The 16,844-nt window shown below is 60.0% G+C and carries 18 protein-coding genes and 2 pseudogenes; 11 read left to right on the top strand and 9 right to left on the bottom strand.

What is annotated here, in order from left to right; all coding sequences use genetic code 11:
- Window positions 1-13: 13 nt before the first annotated feature.
- Window positions 14-682 carry an SMC-Scp complex subunit ScpB gene (locus tag AAFN55_RS23985; RefSeq protein ID WP_347801526.1) on the bottom strand — a complete coding sequence of 223 codons (669 nt, stop codon included), beginning with the start codon at window positions 680-682 and terminating at the stop codon, window positions 14-16.
- 2 nt (window positions 683-684) lie between these two features.
- Entirely contained in the window at window positions 685-1,638 is a 954-nt protein-coding gene (locus AAFN55_RS23980) for a DUF1403 family protein (RefSeq protein WP_347801525.1), read from the bottom strand.
- A gap of 126 nt (window positions 1,639-1,764) precedes the next feature.
- Between AAFN55_RS23980 and AAFN55_RS23975 the strand changes: the two genes are divergently transcribed.
- The 3 genes from AAFN55_RS23975 to AAFN55_RS23965 all read left to right on the top strand — a co-directional run bounded on the left by AAFN55_RS23975 (window position 1,765) and on the right by AAFN55_RS23965 (window position 3,690).
- Complete coding sequence (locus AAFN55_RS23975; RefSeq protein ID WP_347801848.1) at window positions 1,765-2,853, top strand: tyrosine-type recombinase/integrase; 1,089 nt, start codon at window positions 1,765-1,767, stop codon at window positions 2,851-2,853.
- A gap of 112 nt (window positions 2,854-2,965) precedes the next feature.
- Window positions 2,966-3,214: a type II toxin-antitoxin system Phd/YefM family antitoxin gene (locus AAFN55_RS23970; RefSeq protein WP_347801524.1), complete on the top strand. Its 249-nt coding sequence runs from the start codon at window positions 2,966-2,968 to the stop codon at window positions 3,212-3,214.
- Window positions 3,211-3,690 (top strand): PIN domain-containing protein, encoded by a 480-nt coding sequence (locus AAFN55_RS23965; RefSeq protein WP_347801523.1) that lies wholly within the window; start codon window positions 3,211-3,213, stop codon window positions 3,688-3,690. The genes AAFN55_RS23970 and AAFN55_RS23965 overlap by 4 nt, the downstream gene beginning before the upstream one ends.
- A gap of 215 nt (window positions 3,691-3,905) precedes the next feature.
- Here AAFN55_RS23965 and repC read toward each other — a convergent pair whose 3' ends face one another.
- The 4 genes from repC to AAFN55_RS23945 all read right to left on the bottom strand — a co-directional run bounded on the left by repC (window position 3,906) and on the right by AAFN55_RS23945 (window position 8,334).
- Window positions 3,906-5,237 carry a plasmid replication protein RepC gene (gene repC / locus AAFN55_RS23960; RefSeq protein WP_347801522.1) on the bottom strand — a complete coding sequence of 444 codons (1,332 nt, stop codon included), beginning with the start codon at window positions 5,235-5,237 and terminating at the stop codon, window positions 3,906-3,908.
- 172 nt (window positions 5,238-5,409) lie between these two features.
- A complete protein-coding gene (gene repB, locus AAFN55_RS23955; protein ID WP_347801521.1) occupies window positions 5,410-6,393 on the bottom strand; it encodes a plasmid partitioning protein RepB in 984 nt (327 codons plus the stop codon).
- Between the two features lie 79 nt (window positions 6,394-6,472).
- Window positions 6,473-7,675, bottom strand: a complete 1,203-nt coding sequence (gene repA / locus AAFN55_RS23950) for a plasmid partitioning protein RepA (RefSeq protein WP_347801847.1) — start codon at window positions 7,673-7,675, stop codon at window positions 6,473-6,475.
- A 299-nt stretch (window positions 7,676-7,974) separates the two neighbouring features.
- The gene (locus tag AAFN55_RS23945) at window positions 7,975-8,334 is read right to left on the bottom strand and encodes a hypothetical protein (protein WP_347801862.1); all 360 of its coding nucleotides are present in this window, start codon (window positions 8,332-8,334) and stop codon (window positions 7,975-7,977) included.
- On the opposite strand from AAFN55_RS23945, the gene AAFN55_RS23940 reads away from it, so the two are divergent.
- From AAFN55_RS23940 to AAFN55_RS23920, 5 genes and pseudogenes are all read left to right on the top strand, one after another.
- The gene (locus AAFN55_RS23940) at window positions 8,290-8,655 is read left to right on the top strand and encodes an ATPase, T2SS/T4P/T4SS family (protein WP_347801520.1); all 366 of its coding nucleotides are present in this window, start codon (window positions 8,290-8,292) and stop codon (window positions 8,653-8,655) included. The two genes, AAFN55_RS23945 and AAFN55_RS23940, sit on opposite strands and share 45 nt — an antisense overlap.
- A 73-nt stretch (window positions 8,656-8,728) precedes the next feature.
- The gene (locus tag AAFN55_RS23935) at window positions 8,729-9,079 is read left to right on the top strand and encodes an ATPase, T2SS/T4P/T4SS family (RefSeq protein ID WP_347801519.1); all 351 of its coding nucleotides are present in this window, start codon (window positions 8,729-8,731) and stop codon (window positions 9,077-9,079) included.
- A 35-nt stretch (window positions 9,080-9,114) separates the two neighbouring features.
- Window positions 9,115-9,465 carry a TrbC/VirB2 family protein gene (locus AAFN55_RS23930; RefSeq protein ID WP_347801846.1) on the top strand — a complete coding sequence of 117 codons (351 nt, stop codon included), beginning with the start codon at window positions 9,115-9,117 and terminating at the stop codon, window positions 9,463-9,465.
- Window positions 9,458-9,699 (top strand): annotated as a pseudogene (locus tag AAFN55_RS23925) (conjugal transfer protein TrbD). Before AAFN55_RS23930 ends, AAFN55_RS23925 begins: the two are co-directional and overlap by 8 nt.
- Window positions 9,700-9,705: 6 nt before the next feature.
- Window positions 9,706-10,206: pseudogene (locus AAFN55_RS23920) on the top strand (conjugal transfer protein TrbE); the annotation flags it as partial.
- A 52-nt stretch (window positions 10,207-10,258) separates the two neighbouring features.
- Here the strand turns inward: AAFN55_RS23920 and AAFN55_RS23915 are convergent.
- The 3 genes from AAFN55_RS23915 to AAFN55_RS23905 all read right to left on the bottom strand — a co-directional run bounded on the left by AAFN55_RS23915 (window position 10,259) and on the right by AAFN55_RS23905 (window position 13,790).
- On the bottom strand, window positions 10,259-11,296 hold the full coding sequence (locus tag AAFN55_RS23915; protein ID WP_347801518.1) for a helix-turn-helix domain-containing protein: 1,038 nt from the start codon (window positions 11,294-11,296) through the stop codon (window positions 10,259-10,261).
- Window positions 11,297-11,304: 8 nt separating this feature from the next.
- Complete coding sequence (locus AAFN55_RS23910) at window positions 11,305-12,375, bottom strand: AraC family transcriptional regulator (protein WP_347801517.1); 1,071 nt, start codon at window positions 12,373-12,375, stop codon at window positions 11,305-11,307.
- Between the two features lie 323 nt (window positions 12,376-12,698).
- Complete coding sequence (locus tag AAFN55_RS23905; RefSeq protein ID WP_347801516.1) at window positions 12,699-13,790, bottom strand: helix-turn-helix domain-containing protein; 1,092 nt, start codon at window positions 13,788-13,790, stop codon at window positions 12,699-12,701.
- A 334-nt stretch (window positions 13,791-14,124) separates the two neighbouring features.
- On the opposite strand from AAFN55_RS23905, the gene AAFN55_RS23900 reads away from it, so the two are divergent.
- The 3 genes from AAFN55_RS23900 (at window position 14,125) to AAFN55_RS23890 (ending at window position 16,764) form a co-directional block, all read left to right on the top strand.
- Entirely contained in the window at window positions 14,125-14,427 is a 303-nt protein-coding gene (locus AAFN55_RS23900) for a hypothetical protein (RefSeq protein WP_347801515.1), read from the top strand.
- A 51-nt stretch (window positions 14,428-14,478) separates the two neighbouring features.
- Window positions 14,479-16,122 (top strand): alpha/beta-hydrolase family protein, encoded by a 1,644-nt coding sequence (locus tag AAFN55_RS23895; RefSeq protein ID WP_347801514.1) that lies wholly within the window; start codon window positions 14,479-14,481, stop codon window positions 16,120-16,122.
- Between the two features lie 120 nt (window positions 16,123-16,242).
- Complete coding sequence (locus AAFN55_RS23890; RefSeq protein ID WP_347801513.1) at window positions 16,243-16,764, top strand: DUF1269 domain-containing protein; 522 nt, start codon at window positions 16,243-16,245, stop codon at window positions 16,762-16,764.
- Window positions 16,765-16,844: the final 80 nt, after the last annotated feature.

Below are 16,844 nucleotides of genomic sequence, written 5' to 3'. Positions count from 1 at the left end.
AAGGCGAAAGGTCTTACTCGACCCCATCCGGCGCTCCAGCGAGGGTCTCGGGAAACACCCTGTGTTCTGACCCGCCCCCTCCCTCCGCCAGCAAGCCGGCATCCTGAAGTGCTTCGAGCTCCGGCAGGACGCGCAGCGTCTCCAGCCCAAAATGCTCCAGGAAACGCTTGGTCGTCACGTAGGTGAAGGGCGCACCCGGCGTCGGACTGCGCGGCCCGGCTGCGATCATGTTCTTGTCGCGTAGCGCCGCAATGGTGTCGCGCGTAGCCTCGCGGCCGATGATGTCGGACACACCTGCCCGCGTGATCGGCTGATGATAGGCGATCGACACCAGCACCATGAGCTCGGTCTGGGTAAAGTCGATATGGCGCTCGGGCAAGACCATCGAGGCGTTGATCGCGTCGGCATAGGCCGGCCGCGTACGCAGCTGCCAGCCGCCGGCAACGCTGACGAGATCATAGGGCTTGCCCTTAAGCTCGGCGCGGATGTCGTCAATGAGCAGATCGATACTGGCCTGGCGGCCAACGATGCGCGCCAGAGCCAGGCGCTCGACCGCTTGCGGTGCGGCGAACAGCACCGCCTCGATGCGGTTCATCCATTCCCGCCAGCGGATTTCGGGCGGCAGCTCGGCGAGCTCTGGATCGAAAGCCAGGCTTTGGGATTGCTTCGCGCGCCTGGCCATCGTCACAACCCGTAGAGCCGGAAGGTTGGCCGGCCGCCGAGCTCGCGCACCGCGCGCAGCTCGTGCAGCCGCTCGAACAGCCGACGTGCCCCGCGCGCCGACAGTTTCGTGCTCGACCACGAGGCTGGCAGTGCATCGTCATCGAGCAGCAGTTTGACGACCTCGGCCGAGCCCTTGGCCCGAAGCTTCGGAGCGACATCGAGGAGGCGTGATGCCCGCCTGGCGAGATCGGCGGCGAGATCGCAGGCCTCGGCCGCCGCTTGCGAATAGGCGAGCAGCACCGCCCTGCCCCAACCTTCTCCATCCGGCCGGATTCGCCAGCGCGGCTCGCCGGTCTTGAACTGCGACGACGCCACCTGCCCGACGAGCAGTGGCACTGCTACCGTCCAGCGAAATCTTCTCGCCAGCATCGCATCAGCCAACCATAACGCCAGCAGCTCGGCATCGGGCCGCGCCCGATAGAGCCCGGCCGCAAGCTCGACCGCCACGAGAGGCGCCGGCCGGGACGACGATGCCAAATCCTCGGCATTGGCGACGACCTCAGCTAGGGCATCGTCCCATTTGAGATCGAGCAGTTCGGCGATGGATCGCACAATTTCTTCGTCCAAGGTCGTCGATCGGCCCGCAAGTCGCCGCCAGGCCAACAACACCTTTCCGGCAGGTCCCGGATCATAGCCGGCGGCACGAAACAGCTGCGCGTCGCGGAGCGCCGATTCCTCTTCCGTCCGCCCGTGCAGGCGCATCGCCGCCGCCGCGGACTTCAGGGCCAACCGCTGCCGCCATACGCCAGCCCAGACCGGCTCGCTGCGCACCAGAATATCCAGCGAATTCAACGCTGCCCCGGCCAGATAGCTCGCGTCGACATCGCGATGAATGTCGCCGTGCGGCCTCGTCCACGCCGGCACCTTTGGCACGCCAAGCAGGTCGTTGGGAAACAAATCAGCGGCCGACTTCATCCCAAACCGGTATCACGCTGCGGCGCTTTGTGCCAGTGTCGACGACAAAAACCGCCGCGCCTGTCGTGCTCGTCCTATGTCCAATAAGCTTCCATTATTGGACGTACCTTGATAGATTCCAAAACCATGCACAATTCCCCGGGAAACACCCCCAAAATCGACGTTTCGAGTGCCGATGATCTCCCCGACGTCGTCGACCTGGTCATGGAAATGGGTACCATCTCTCCCCGCGCGCGGCTCGAAGCCCTCGTCGAGACGGCGACCGCCTACGCCGAGGCCGCCAGCTCGGAAAACACCCGCGAGGCTTATGCCGGCGACTGGCGGCATTTCACCTCCTGGTGCCGCCGTGAAGGGTTCGAGGCGATGCCGCCCTCCAGTCAGGTCATCGGCCTCTATATCAGCGCCTGCGCCGCTGGCGATCCGAAATACGGGCTCCCTGCCCTGTCGGTCGCGACGATCGAGCGGCGTCTCTCCGGTCTGGCCTGGAATTTCACCCAGCGCGGCCAACCCATGGACCGTGACGACCGTCATATCGCCACGGTGCTCGCTGGCATCCGCCGCAAGCACGCCAGACCGCCCCGCCAGAAAGAGGCCGTCCTCGGCGACGACGTCAAGGCGATGGTCAGCACGCTCGGCCACGATCTGAGGGGCTTGCGCGACCGGGCCATCCTGCTGCTCGGCTTTGCCGGCGGTCTGCGCCGTTCCGAGATCGTTGGCCTCGATGTCGTCCGCGATGATCACAGCGAAGGTGCCGGCTGGATCGAGATCTATCACGATCAGGGCGTGCTGGTGACGCTACGCGGCAAAACCGGCTGGCGTGAGGTCGAGGTCGGCCGCGGCGCTTCCGACCACACCTGTCCTGTCTCAGCGCTCGAGACCTGGATCCGCTTCGGTCGCATCGCGCGCGGCCCCCTCTTCCGCCGTGTATTCAAGGATAACAAGACTGTCGACGTCGAGCGGCTGTCCAGCAAGCACGTCGCTCGCCTGGTCAAGCAGACCGTGCTGGCTGCCGGGGTCCGGTCCGATCTTCCGGAGGAAGAGCGTGTACTGCTGTTTGCCGGGCACTCGCTGCGCGCCGGCCTCGCCTCCTCGGCCGAAATCGAGGAGCGCTACGTGCAAAAGCAGCTCGGTCACGCTTCGGCCGAGATGACGCGCAAGTATCAGCGCCGGCGCGATCGGTTCCGGACCAACCTCACCAAGGCGTCGGGGCTCTGACCCCTCCCCTGCCCCCAGCTGATCTTTAGGGCTGAATTCTATGGCTGGAGTTCACGTCTTCAATCCGAACACTCCTATATGGTCACATGTGACCACTTTTGCGGTGTACCCAATGTCAACTGTGAGTCTAAAAGACGCCAAGGCCGGGCTCTCGACCTATGTCGATCAAGCGATCCGGGGCGAGTTCGTGACCATCACGCGGCATGGCAAGCCGGTCGCGGCTCTCGTACCATTTGCGGCGGCCGAGATCGCGCAACGGACACTCAAGCCCGCACGTCCAAGCTTTGCCTCTTATTTGAAACAGTTTCCGGGCGGCGAGTTTGAGCGTAATCAATCCCCCGCGCGGGATGTTGACCTTTGAGCGGTTACATCCTCGACACCAATGTCGTTTCCCTGCTGTCACCGACACAGGGCGAGGCGTCGGTAAGGTTTCTTTCCTGGCTCGATGAGGCCGATGCAAAGACGGAGCTCTTTCTGTCGGTCGTGACGGTTCACGAGATCGAACGCGGCATCACCTTGCTTGACCGTAGGGGTGCCACGGCAAAGGCGAGAGATTTGCGGCGTTGGATGGACGGTCTCGTTTCCACTTATGAGGATCGCATTCTTCCTATCGATGCGGCAGTCTCCGCGATCTCCGGCCAGCTCGAAGCTGCGGCGGTTTCGGCCGGGCATAATCCCGGGATGGCCGACGCGCTCATCGCTGGAACTGCACGCGCCGGTTTGAGGCTGCGACGTCACTTCACCCCTCCCCTGCCATCCGCTCGCGAGGCGATTGTCGCACACCTTGCCGACCAATCAGTCGCGGCCCTGAAAAGCCGATTCCATTGTGAGGGCTGAAGATTCTACGCGGCAGCCCTCAAGCAGCGAGTTCGCAGCTGTCGCCCGACCACATTGAGAAATCGACAGCAAAAGCGCTGCAGCCCCTCACCTACTCCGAATTGATTCTTCATCATTTTTTGGCGCCCCTCCCGTGTACGAGGGACCTGAACCAATCCCGGCAATTTGCGGCTTCCAACGCCGGCGTTCGCACGGCCAGCTTGTTTACCCAGACCTCACTTTTGCGCGTCCTTTCCGAGGCTCCGCAAGAGCGCCGCTGAAACCTGAAGCCCCGCGCCGCTGCCTCCGATATCGCCGGCGTGCTCCGCTTCCATTTCGCGTTCGGACGAGCGCGTCAATTTCCCCTCATCGAGCTTTGCCCGCAGCAAAGCCATCACCATCGGCCAGGTTGAGAACTTCCCGTCACGCGCCCGTTGCGTCAGGCTCCGTAGATAGCCGCCGGCGTTGTTAATCTGGCCGCTTCTCTGGTAAATCGACGCCAAAGTGATGGCCGCGTCGCGCTCACCCAACACTTCAAGCGCTTCGGCCCACGCGCTGGGACTAATGCCCAGCATCGGCCGGGCGGTTTCCGTCGTTGCCAGCAGATCGCGCCAGTTTCGGATCGCGCCCCCCTTCGCCAACTCGTGCAGGTCCGGACATGCATCCAACACGATCCCCAGTGGAAGATCCCGCCTCGGCAGGCTCCGGACGTTATGAGTGTCCGCGACGCTGCCGCCCGCTTCTTTGTTTTCTCGAAAGCCCTCGTTAGATTCAGATGTAGGTTCTGTGTTTGAATTCTGTATGTGGCGACCAGAATGGGACTCATTGGCGGCCGGATTCTGTGATTTCGCAAAAGATTCCAATGCATCGCGGATATCGGCCCAAAGGTCCTGAAGTTCGTCGCAGAGCGCCTCGACGAGTTGACGGGGGGCTGTCCTAGGGAGACGTCCAAGGATCGCCTGGTAGGCTTGCTGCACCCTGCCCCAGTTAGCAGGCACTTTCTCCTCTATGCCAGCGTCGATCATCTTGACGACGTCCCGGCGCAAGATGGTCAAACGCTCCTTGGCGACGCGAAACGCCTTTTTCTCGGTCTGCACTGTGTTGGCAAGATCCTTGAACTCTTCAGCGCGTGCGACGATCGGAGACAGATCGAAACCGAAGGCTTGTTCGATCTGCCCACCTTGTCCTTTGCGTGCATATCTCTTCCCATTCGGGCTATCCCTACGAATGATCAGGCCGCAGTCGACGAGCACACCAAGGTGGCGGCGCAGCGTAGTGGGCGGCATGCCGTTTGCCCGGGCCGAGAGAAGTTCGTTTGAGGGCCAGACGATCAGATCGCCTGCGGCCGACAGCTCTGTCTCACGATGGAAGGACAGGAGCGCGTTGAGGATCGCCAGCGATCGATCGGTGGCGCCCAGGAGATCCTTCGCTTCGCGGATATGCTGGAACACCTGCCACTTCTGGACGACGGCATCCTTTGGCATCTCGCGTGCCACGGCTTGGTTTAAAATCTGATCGAGCGACACCGGTCGCCGCCCAAAGGGCGTCGTTGTGGTATGTGCCTGCATTGTCTTTCACCTATCGCTAGGCAAAAGAAGCCAGCCCGTCGAAATCGACGTTTCGGTCCCTATAGGACTCTTGACTGTGATTCGGGGAAATGCGATTCTCTAGGTGTTCAAACTCGAGAAGGGCTTCCGGATCACATTTCGGGGGCCTTTTTCTTTTGCGATTGCTCCTTGTCTAGTTTCCTTCTGACTCCAAAAACTCCTGGTACAGCCTCTCCAGGTTGGTGGAGAGGAAGTCGCCGAACTTTGGTGCGTCTTTTGCTTTCAGCTCGAGCGTAAAGGCTCTAGCGCTACCTTTTGCGGCCACCTTCACGGCTTTCCCGGCCAGAGACCATTCTCGTCGCTGTGGTGTCGAAGCTATAGCCTTGCGCTTCTTTGGCTGCTTGAGCGATGCGCAGAGAGATGAAAAACGCGTTTCAACCGGCTCCGCTTTGAACTCTTCGGACCGCACGATTTCGCTCGCGCCCGTTGCCATCTCCGGGTTCAAAACAAGCTTCTTGAGTTCCTCCCAGCGATCTCGCCCAATGCCGGTGGCCGGCACGAGCGCATCGAGCACATCGCCTGGGACATGCTCGACAACAGAGAGCATCCGCGACAGCAGCGTGTCATCGATTGTGAGCGACTCCTTGATGATGTCCTTGCCAATGCCCGCCTGATGCAGGCGGTTCGCGAACAATGCCTTCTCGATGAACGTCTGGTTCAGGCGTGCGTTGTTCTCATGACCTTGAGCGATGATCTGCTCCTCAAGGTCATTGAGAGGCTTAACGACAGCGCGAACTTTGATCCCGAGGTGCCGCGCCGCCCTTGTGCGCCGATGCCCGAAAACAATGATGAAGCGCCCAGGCTGATCTGGGTGCGGCCGAACGAGAATAGGGGAGGACTGTCCCGCCTTCCGGATCGCTTCAACGAACTGCGGAAAATCGGGATCGTCTCCGGCGCGGTCCGAAAATGGAGACTCGTCGAGGACGTCCGGATCGAGCGAGACAATTGCATCTCCTTCGAGAATCCGCATCGAGTTCTCGGCTATTTCGTCGAGCGACTGGGTCATCAATCGGGACGCACCCTTGCGGGCATAGTCGGCCCGACTTTCCGCGGGCTTCGGTGCTCGCGCTTCGGACGGCATTGCACCAATTGAGGTCAGCAGATGTTTACGAGCCATGGGTGCCTCCCTCTTTCTGCCGCTAAGCGCTTGCCCTCTCTCGTTTTTTTGCCGTTTTGCACGGCTGTCAAAACCGTCCTCATTTCCGCCCCCACGCCTTATGGATCAGCGACACAATCTCGGCGTTGACGGCGTTGAGTGACTCGATGGCGCGATCGTAGGTGGTGCGTGTGAATTGACTGCGCTCCACTTCATAGAGTGTCTGTTTGGTAATCCCAGCGTCAGAAACCGCCGTGGACTTCAGCATCTGGTTTTCGAGGACACGTTTCCCGAACATCGCCTGCATGAAGCCTACCATCTGAGACTGCGGCCCATCTGTTGGTTCATAGCGTGTGACCAGATAGCGGAACCATTTCAAACGCACTCTGGCACCCGCGCCCTTAATCGACTGAAGGATTCCACCGAGCATCAACAGGAACTGGCTCATGGACATCACATCCAGCATCTGAGGATGGACAGTGATAAGGACCGATGTTGAAGCGGTGAGAGCGGTTAACGTCAGATACCCCAGTTGAGGAGGGCAATCGATCACAACGACGTCGTATCGGTCTTCCACCTCCCTGAGGGCCTGAGAGATGCGCGTAAAGAACAGTCGCCCCTCAGGGGAGCTTTTGTTGATAGCGGCTAACGGGGTCTCGTATTCATACTCCTGCAGCTCCAGATTCGCGGGAACGATATCAAGGCCGGGGAAATTCGTGGGCTGAATGATCTCCTTGATGGAGCGCCGCTTGTCGTCGTAGCGTATCGCTTCGAAGAGTGAGGGGTTCTTGTCGAGCTCGGGCTGAATCCCGTGGAGTGCCGAGAGCGATGCCTGGGGGTCGAGATCAATCGCGAGAACTCGATGCCCGGTGAGCGCGAGAAATTGCGCCAGATGCGCAGCAGTCGTCGTCTTGCCGCTGCCACCTTTGAAGTTCACGATCGACACCACCTGCAGCTCCTCGCCGGCACGGCGCCGAGGGACATAGCGCCTGATGTCCGTACGACCGTGTTTGTCGAGGAACTGTCGAAGCTCGAGCATCTGTTCTGCCGTATAGGATCGCCGTCCTGAGGCAGAAACTTGTGGCGCGGGACCTTTGCCCTCCAGGTGCAGTTTCTTGATGTGGTTTTGCGTGACGCCAAGAAACTCAGCGACCTCTCCGAGCGAAAAAAGGCGTAATCCCTTCTCCCCGTCCGGAGCATACTGCTCCAGACGGAGCATATTGAGCTTGTCGGAGATCAACTCCCCTTGCTCAAGAATCTCCTCGTCAAAATCGAGGTCTGTGCCGGTAACTTGCGTCACAATTGCCCTAGCCACTCTTTGAATAACGCTTTTCCCCACCCATCGAACGAGAAAGCGTGATTACTATGGGCGATTCCTTTGGCCCCGCAAGTTCTTTTTGGTTAGCAGCATCTCAATCGGCGTGGACAACTTTCGCACCGTCCAGCCAGATCCTAGGGCGAGCGCTAACGTTTTCAAATGGTTAGCAAAGCTATCTTGGTTTTCATGCTTCCCCTGGTACCTATCAGTTTTGACAGGGTGCAGGCGTCCGCATGGCTCTTTTCGCCCATCGACCTCTCGCTCGTGTGTGGGTCAGACCCGACTCACCCTGTCAGATTCGATAAGGTGACGATAACCGCCCTCGCTGAAATGTTCCCTCCATTCTTCCAGGGGATCTCGAAACGATTATGGGAGCCAAGCTTCCACGGATTTGTACAGTGCGAACGGCAGCGGTTCGGGTCGGCGCGGGCGATGGCTGACCGTCGCTCCAACGTCGCCTCGTGCGCAAACTCGAAGTGTCGTTCGGAAAAGAGATTTACGCCGCGCTTGCCGACACGAGCGTGGTGGAGATCATGCTCAACCCAGACGGTCGACTGTTCATCGAGCGGCTCGGATAAGGGATCATTTCTGCGGGGACCATGACATCGGGCGCGGCCGAGATCATCATCGGCAGTGTCGCTCACGCTCTAGGCTCCGAGGTCGACGACGACCGACCGATCGTATCAGGCGAGTTGCCGATCGACGGCTACCGGTTTGAGGGTCTTTTGCCTCCGGTCGTCGCCGCTCCAGCCGTCAAGATCCGCCGGCGAGCGTCCCGGCTCATTCCACTTGCCGACTATGTCCGCGACGGGATCATGACCGCTGAGCAGGCGCGTACAATACAAAATGCGGTCTCGTCCCGCTTCAACATCGTCGTCTCCGGCGGAACGGGTCCGGTAAGATCACACTTGCCAATGCGATCTTGCAGGAAATCGCACACGAGGCGACAGACCAGAGGCTGGTGATCCTTGAGGATACCGCCGAACTCAGTGCTCAGCCGAGAACGCTGTAGCGCTGCACACCTCCAAGTGTGTCGACATGGCCAGGCTTCTCAAATCGACCATGCGCCTTCGTCCCCGACCGGATTGTCGTCGGGGAGGTCCGCGACGGCGCCGCGCTCACGCTCATCAAGAATGGAATACCGGACATCCGGGTGGGCTCACCACCATCCACGCCAACAATGCGAAGTCGGCGTTGCGCCGTTTGGAGCAACTGACCCCAGAAGTCAGCCAGCAGCCGATGCGCGAGGTGATTGGCGAAGCAATCGATCTGGTCGTCTCGATCGAGCGCACACCGCCTGGCCATGGCCGCATCGTGCGCGACATCGTCGACGTCGAGCGATTCGCCGATGGCGAACATCAGATCGAGCGGGTCATACAGGAAGAGTGAATCCTCATGTCGCGTAATGTGCTGGGCCAACCGCACTGATTACGGTTTGCTTCGTTTTGATGGCGAGCCAACCCGCTGTCGCGGGTGGCGGAGGTGGCTTGCCCGGGGAAGGTCCGCTGCAGCAGATCCAGCAGTCGATTACCGGGCCGGTGGCCGGGTTCATCGCCTTGGCGGCCGTCGCGGTTGCCGGAGGCATGCTGATCTTCGGCGGCGAACTCAACGACTTCGCGCGCCGGCTTATGTATGTGGTGCTGGTAGCCGGCATCCTGCTCGGCGCGACCCGTATTGCAGGGTTGTTCGAAGCGTCGGGCGCATCGATCGGCAACATAGAAGCCACGCTCCCGTCGACACCTTCAATTGTGGAGGAGGGGAGGGGACATGGCTGAGACGTCATCCCCTCTTGCCGTCTCGATGAATCAGCGCGCCCTGTCGCGGCCCAACCTGCTGATGGGCGCGGATCGCGAATTGGTACTGCTGAGCGGCCTGGCTGCGGTGATATCTGGATCGGTAGCGCTGCGCTTGATGGCCAGGCAGATCCGCTGATGCGGAAAGTCTATATCCGACACATCCGCTACCGGCCGATCTATCGCCCGACATCGACGCCATGGCGAAAGGTGTGAGCACGTATGGTCGCGCTTCGCTCCTTCCGCCACGCGGGTCCTTCATTTTCCGACCTGCTTCCCTATGCCGGCGTGGTCGACAACGGCATCATGTTGCTCAAGGACGGGAGCCTGTTGGCGGGCTGGTATTTTGCCGGCCCGGACAGCGAGAGCTCGACCAATCTCGAACGCAACGACGTCGTCCGACAGGTCAACTCGATATTTGCGCGGCTCGGCTCTGGCTGGATGATCCAGGTAGAGGCGGTGCGTGTTCCAAGCACCGCCTATCCGCCTGAGGAGGAGTGTCGCTTCCCCGATCCGGTCACGCGCGCGGTCGACAAAGAGCGCAGAGATCATTTCGAGCGGGAGAGGGGGCATTACGCAAGCGAGCATGCGCTGATCCTCACCTATCGGCCGCCGGAGCGGCGCCGGGCGGGTCTGGTCCGCTACATCTATTCGGACGATGAAAGCCACGGCACGGACTACGCCGATACCGTGCTGGGCAGTTTCCGGACCTCGATCCGCGATGCTCACGACGCCGAGGTGGCCGGAATGGCGGTTAGCATTGGCGATTGACTAACTAGCTGTTCATCAGAATGCTGCTTAGCGAAACTGGAACATCGTGCGGTCGCCCCGCGGAAGATGTATCGTTGATGCCAAGCCAGCCGGCTGCGCGTGCATCCTTGGGTGAAATGCCAAATTCCTTTTTGAATGTCCGGCTGTAGGTTGAAGGGTCCATGAAGCCCCATCTTTCGGCGATGCTCGCGATCGGGCTTCCGTCGGTGCTGTCACCCAGAGCATCCCTCGTCTTAAGCAGCCGCTGGCGCCGAATATAGTGCGACACGCCTCCCACCGGCTCGAAAATCCGATAGAGGCGTGAGCGTGAAATGCCAAGTTCCTGACAGAGCTTGTCGGGGGTCAGATCCCGGTCAGCAAGTCTTGCTGCGACGAGTTTCTTGGCGCGGGCCATGATGACCGCATCGATCGGGCCTTGGGCCACGAAAAAGTAATCCCGGGATGGCTTGATGCAAGCGGCGAGCAGATTGGTGGTTGCGGATGCCATGTACGGCACATCGTTCTCGGCGCGGTTAGGGAAGGAGCCGTGCAACAGCAGCACGTAATCGGTGAGGAATGCCGCCATCTCCGGGCGGATGTCGAGCGTGAATGGCTGCGAAAACGCGAAATTCCGTGGAAAGAAAAGGCAAAGCACGCCGTCGTCCTCGGCTTCATCCTGATGCGCTGCCGCTAGGCAGTGCCAGCGCAATTGCCCTGTCCGAGCCGGCCCGCCTTCCGGCGGGATTGTGTGCGGTATGGACAGTACCCAATGATCCAGGACCGGGTTCTTCTTGCTGCTACAGCGCCGGCGATAGCCGGTTCCGGGATATTCAATGAAAGCGAGGGCGAGGCTGCCCAGTTGCCACACCCGTTCCCGCGCGGGGAATGAATCGAACTCCTCGCAAAGCAATTCGACGTCGGCAAGGCTCGAATGCCAACTTTGGAAAAGATCGAACTGTTCGGCGGGCGGCGCCGACGAGGTATCGATATCGATGGTACAACGCAGCGGCCCGGCGGCCCCGATCCCGTTGGCTGCTTCCTCGGTTTGTGCATTATCCTGCATGAGACGACTCATCGCTTGGAAGACAGTGATAACCCAAGGGAATTGTTGATCAGAAGATTGCACAGGCTACCGACATCTTTCACCGGCTGATCTGCACTCAGCCAGGCGGAGTGCCCGATGCCCTGCCAACCGAGTTCGCGCGCCTCCTTGGGAGACATCCCGAATTCCGATTTGAACATCCGGCTGTAGGTCGAGGCATCGGCAAATCCCCATTCCTGGGCAATGCTGGAGATCGTTCGGCTGTTCGAACTGTCCGCCAGAGCGTCGTGCGTCTTGAGCAGCCGCTTGCGACGGATATAATTGGAAACCCCTCCCGCCGGCTCGAATATTCGATAGAGCTGGGACCGTGAGACGCCTACCGCGCGGCAGAGCTTGTCTGGCGTCAAATCACGGTCTGCAAGCCTCTCCATGAAGATTCGGGCAATACGTGCGGTGATAACTGCAGCTATCGGCCCCTCTGCCGCCGATAGGGGGTCGTTGGAAGGTCTAAGGGCCGCAGCAATAAGGCTTTTCGTCGCCGTGACGATGTGCGGTATATCTCCATCTCTAAGATGGGGAAGAGAGCGATATAGCATGAGCAGGTAGTCCGCGAGGAAGCTCAATGCAGCATCACCGACTTTGAGTCCTAGCGGATCGGTTGCCTGCGGGGGGAGCGGTAGAAAGAGCGCGACGACAAGATCGTAGCTGCCCGACCCGACCTCAGGCAGTGCCAGGCAACTAAAAACCGGTTTTCCCGCCAGCATCGTGCCACCAGCAGACCTTTTGAACGGCACAAGCAGCATCAAATGGTTCACAAGCGGCCTCTTTCGATGCTCCCATCTAATAACGTAGCCAGGGCCGGGACATTTGGCGGAGAGCAGCGTCAGATCGCCCAGTTGCCATATCCGCTGGCGGAACTGAAATGAAGCTTGGGCAGCCTTTAGAAGCTGGAGGTTGAAAACCCCCTCGTGCCAGCTCCGGAAAAGGTCGAATTGTTCTCTGGCCTGTACCGACGAAGTGCTCATGTCGATGGCACAACGGAGAGGCTGATCGGCGAATGGATTTGAGGGAATGCCGGCTGAGCGTATCCGCGCGTCCATGGCGGTTCCTATCCCGCCCGTGTCGGGAAGACCGATATCGAGCGATCATGACATCGTGCGCTTCCAACTATCTGTCGGAAGCTTCTTTTCGGCTCCGACCGACTTCCAGGTCCAACATTCGAGCTTCGTGCAGTCAGGATGACCGGGCCACCCCCGCTCCGGGCCAATATGGCGGCTGCGCCTAGATGTTGATCGAGCACTATTCTGTTCTCCCGGCATGCCCGGCCGAACTCTGACTCTCCGCTTGTGCGTATCAGCGGTGATCATCTGCCGTTGGATTCGACCTATCTCTCGGTCAGAATCCCCTGAAGCCTAGTCAATCGCTATCCACTTTCCGACACGACCAAATGGCTGCCAGTGAGATCGGTACCGGCGCGGATCTGCTGGGAAACAGGCTTAAGGTCGCCGTTCGTGGCAGCGATCAAGCGGAAATGTCCTTCTTCCTGCGGCGCGCCCCAGATACGCCGCCGTGTCTCGCTCGGCGAGCATCCGAAGAGCGCCGCATAGGCTCCGGCGAAGCGGCCCAGATGCCAGAAGCCGAAGCTCATCGCGATGTCGGTAATCGAGAGCCGATCGCCTTCCAAAAGGACGAGGCCGTGCGCCGCCCGGAGTCGGCGCTCCCGCTCGTAGGCACGAGGATTTACTCCCAGACGCTCCTGAAAGGCACGCTCCAACGTCCGCTCGCTGATGCCCAGCATTCCGCAGATAGCACTGACCGATACCGGATTGCGCGGGTTTGCCTCGAGGATGGTGAGCGTGGCATCAACGATATTGCGCCGATCGACAGAACCGAGGTTAGGGGCGGGCAGCTCTGCGGTGCCGGAGAGCACCAGCGCGAGCGCAGCGCCCGCCTCGTTCGCCGCAACCCCTAAGCTTGCACTAAGGTCGCATGCGCGCTGTGCGGCGGCTTCCGCGAACGCGACTGTCCGAAGCAGCTTCTGCTGAAGTTCCAGTTCCTTTGTCGGGGGCAGGCGCTGCTCGTGTATCCCTGGGCTCAACCAGCTTGGCCGGTTCTGGTGAGAAGCGGATTCTGTCCGCAACGAAGCGAATGCGGAGCCACGCAAACCGATCCGCATGAGGCGATAGCGACCGCGCATCTCTAGGTTGAATGCCGTTCCCGGACCCAGGACCCGCAACCTCGGAATCTCGCTCCGTTCCCCGTTGAAAGTGGTACTTTCTCCCCAAAGAAATACCGCAGTCAACGCATCGTCATTAATCGCTCCCGACATCGCGATACCACCCTTGTCCCGCAAGTCGAGGACGAACGCGTCGCTATAGTCGATGGTCACCAGACGCGATGTATGGCGCTGCGTACCGATCTGCTGGATACGGAATTCTGCATCGGGATCGGACTCGAGAGTGCGGGCCACGACGGAGTTGTATTTACGCGCGTACCAATTTGGTGCCTCGAACATCCGTGAGCCCCACAGAGTGTCCTACCTGAGAAATCCCGGACGCGATCACTTTGCCGGACCGGGCCCTTCCTCCATCCGTAGTTCAAGCCCAATATACAGCATGACAGCCGGCACCGTACTCAGAAAGATGACGTACTTAACAAAGCGTTGAGATCTCCTTCGCCGGTAATGGCGGAACGTACCCGGTTGCCTTCATGGCAGGCTCCGCATCCACAGACTAAGCCATCCGTCCCAAATTCCGCAGAGTCCCTTCATGGCTTCTTGACACGACATTCGCCCAGGAGGCTGATGCCCTATTGAAATTAGGCCTCGCTGGAGCCAGGTAGAGGAATATATGCGTAAGCTGCACACACTTGTCTTTGGCATCGCGATCAGCCTCGCTATACCGCTGGTGGCACCATCGCCGGCTCCCGCCGCCACCGTCGACATAATGGTTGGCTCCAACCTCAATCGAGGCAGAGCGATCACGTGTGCCCAAGGCCAGCGGCTGCTTCAAAATCGTGGCTTGCGCAACGTTCGGCGTATCGATTGCCGTGGCCGCTTCTTCATCTATCACGCGCGTCGAGGCACCGGGCATTTCGAGGTGGCCCTCAGTTCACGAACCGGCAGGGTTGTCGATTTCCGCCGCATCCGCTGATAGCATGCGCTCACTGCGGAGTTCGCATCACAACATGGCGGTCCAGCTAACATGCCTCGACGGTTCTTGAGGTCTCTTTCTGCCGGCGGCCTCGTGCTGGGCACGCTGTTTTTTGCCGCCTCGCTCACGCCCAGCCTCATTCCTAGGACATATCTGGTTCAAGGTGCGCTCTCGGGAGCATGCTTTGCTGCTGGTTATGGCATCGGTGTCGCGTGGCGCTGGTTGTGGCGATACATGGAGTTGCCGGAGCCGCGCGATCGATATCTCAGGGCAATCAAGATTTCGGCCGCCTTTATATGCACCGCTATAGCCACAGGATTTCTATGGCAGTCGAGCGCATGGCAGAACTCTATCCGCGCAATGATGGGACTTGCGCCAGTCACGAGAGCGCATTCGATCGAGATATGTCTGATTGCCATCGTCTCCTTCCTCGCACTCATACTCCTTGCGCGCCTCTTCACGATTGTGGTCCGTCGGTTGTCGCACCTCGCCGAAAGTTTCATGCCGCCGCGTGTTGCACGAGTGATTGGGATTTCAGCCGCTATCGTGCTGTTCTGGACGGTCGCGAACGGCTTCCTCTTGCAAACCGCGTTGCATGCGATCGATTCCACTTATGCCGAGCTCGACGGGCTTTTCGAACCGGAGCAGGAACGCCCGGCAGAGCCGTTTGTAACGGGCAGCTCTGCTTCGCTGCTCTCATGGAATGAACTCGGTCGCACAGGCCGTCGGTTTATTGCGAGCGGACCGACGGCAGCCCAGATCGGGGCTTTGACCGAAAAGCCGGCACTTTCTCCAATCCGGGTCTACGCCGGGCTCCCTGCGGGCGAGACTGCCGGGCAGCGAGCCAAGCTGGCGCTCGAGGAACTGAAAAGGGTCGGCGGCTTCGATCGTTCAATACTGGTCGTGATCACGCCGACAGGAACGGGTTGGGTGGACCCGTCCGCGATTGACTCGCTCGAATATCTTCACGACGGCGATGTGGCTAGCGTGGCCATGCAGTATTCTTATCTGTCCAGCCCGCTATCTCTCATTATCGAACCGGATTATGGAGCGGAAGCGGCACGAGCGCTGTTTTCCGTCGTATACGCTTACTGGACAAGCCTTCCGAAGAACCATCGCCCTAAGCTGTACCTTCATGGGCTCAGCCTTGGTGCGATGAATTCGGAGCGCTCGGCGAACTTCTTCGAAATCATAGGCGACCCAATTCAGGGCGCCGTTTGGAGCGGCCCGCCTTTTGAAAGCAGCGTCTGGAGGCAGATAACCGAGGCGAGAAATTTGGGGACGCCAGTGTGGCTCCCGCGGTTCGGCGACGGATCGATGTTCCGGTTCATGAACCAGAACGGCTCGAGCGTCCCTGCGGATGCGCCATGGGGACCGGTGCGCATCGTCTACCTGCAATATGCAAGCGACGCCATCACCTTCTTCGACTACCGGGACGCCTATCGGCGCCCCGTCTGGATGTACGCGCCGCGCGGGCCGGATGTCTCACCTCAACTGCGATGGTTTCCGGTGGTGACAATGCTCCAACTGGCTTTCGACATGGCTGTCGCAAATTCCGCCCCGATGGGATACGGCCATGTCTTTGCGCCAGAGCACTACGTCGACGCATGGCTCGACGTCACTGCTCCGGAAGGCTGGGCCGCCGATCGTGTTGCACGCCTCAAGGAACACCTCATTCATCGCAGCGGTCGATAAGGCCGGCGCCTGTCAGAAAATTGACACCCAACGCACATCCACAGGACTCCGGTCTCATTTTATTATGCGTATCGCCGTGTAAATTCGGGTCGTTGAAAAGGCCCCGGCTCAGGAGTTCATATGTCCGACTTGATTGCCATCGTTTATCCAGACGAACAGAAGGCCGAAGAGGTCCGTCAGCGGCTGCTGGAGTTGCAGAAGGAATACCTGATCACAATCGGCGATGCGGTAATTGCCACGAAGACCGAAACCGGAAAGGTCAAGCTCAATCAACTTATGAACACGACGGCATCCGGCGCCGTATCGGGCAGCTTCTGGGGCTTGCTGGTCGGAGTCCTGTTCCTGAACCCTCTGATAGGCATGGCCGTAGGCGCCGCATCCGGTGCGCTCGGCGGCGCTTTGGCCGATGTCGGCGTCAACGACCAGTTCATGCGGGATCTGTCGAACAACCTCCAGCCCGGCAACGCGGCGCTGTTCGTGCTCATACAGAATATGACCGCCGACAAGGTGCTGAAAGAAATCCAGGGCTTTGGCGGTCATGTACTCAGGACGTCGCTTGACGAAACCAAGGAGCAAGTCCTGCGGGACGCACTTCAGCGTGTTTCTGCCGTTTCGGAACCCGATGCAGCGCCTGCTGAATAGCGCGAGCGCCAGTTCGTGATGGCGCGCCGGATGCCTCTTCGCTGCCAAAGCCGTTTGGGCGAAGAGCATGCAAGAACCCT

The organism is Mesorhizobium sp. CAU 1732 (genome assembly GCF_039888675.1).
Lineage (GTDB): Bacteria > Pseudomonadota > Alphaproteobacteria > Rhizobiales > Rhizobiaceae > Aerobium.
This window is presented reverse-complemented; position numbering and strand designations above follow the sequence as displayed.

Excerpts from the sequence above, each read along its gene's own strand:
- AAFN55_RS23985 (WP_347801526.1), bottom strand. The coding sequence starts at position 682 with ATGGCCAGGCGCGCGAAGCAATCCCAAAGCCTGGCTTTCGATCCAGAG.
- AAFN55_RS23980 (WP_347801525.1), bottom strand. The coding sequence starts at position 1,638 with ATGAAGTCGGCCGCTGATTTGTTTCCCAACGACCTGCTTGGCGTGCCA.
- AAFN55_RS23975 (WP_347801848.1), top strand. The coding sequence starts at position 1,765 with ATGCACAATTCCCCGGGAAACACCCCCAAAATCGACGTTTCGAGTGCC.
- AAFN55_RS23970 (WP_347801524.1), top strand. The coding sequence starts at position 2,966 with ATGTCAACTGTGAGTCTAAAAGACGCCAAGGCCGGGCTCTCGACCTAT.
- repC (WP_347801522.1), bottom strand. The coding sequence starts at position 5,237 with ATGCAGGCACATACCACAACGACGCCCTTTGGGCGGCGACCGGTGTCG.
- repB (WP_347801521.1), bottom strand. The coding sequence starts at position 6,393 with ATGGCTCGTAAACATCTGCTGACCTCAATTGGTGCAATGCCGTCCGAA.
- AAFN55_RS23940 (WP_347801520.1), top strand. The coding sequence starts at position 8,290 with ATGACATCGGGCGCGGCCGAGATCATCATCGGCAGTGTCGCTCACGCT.
- AAFN55_RS23935 (WP_347801519.1), top strand. The coding sequence starts at position 8,729 with ATGGCCAGGCTTCTCAAATCGACCATGCGCCTTCGTCCCCGACCGGAT.
- AAFN55_RS23915 (WP_347801518.1), bottom strand. The coding sequence starts at position 11,296 with ATGCAGGATAATGCACAAACCGAGGAAGCAGCCAACGGGATCGGGGCC.
- AAFN55_RS23910 (WP_347801517.1), bottom strand. The coding sequence starts at position 12,375 with ATGGACGCGCGGATACGCTCAGCCGGCATTCCCTCAAATCCATTCGCC.
- AAFN55_RS23905 (WP_347801516.1), bottom strand. The coding sequence starts at position 13,790 with ATGTTCGAGGCACCAAATTGGTACGCGCGTAAATACAACTCCGTCGTG.
- AAFN55_RS23900 (WP_347801515.1), top strand. The coding sequence starts at position 14,125 with ATGCGTAAGCTGCACACACTTGTCTTTGGCATCGCGATCAGCCTCGCT.
- AAFN55_RS23895 (WP_347801514.1), top strand. The coding sequence starts at position 14,479 with ATGCCTCGACGGTTCTTGAGGTCTCTTTCTGCCGGCGGCCTCGTGCTG.
- AAFN55_RS23890 (WP_347801513.1), top strand. The coding sequence starts at position 16,243 with ATGTCCGACTTGATTGCCATCGTTTATCCAGACGAACAGAAGGCCGAA.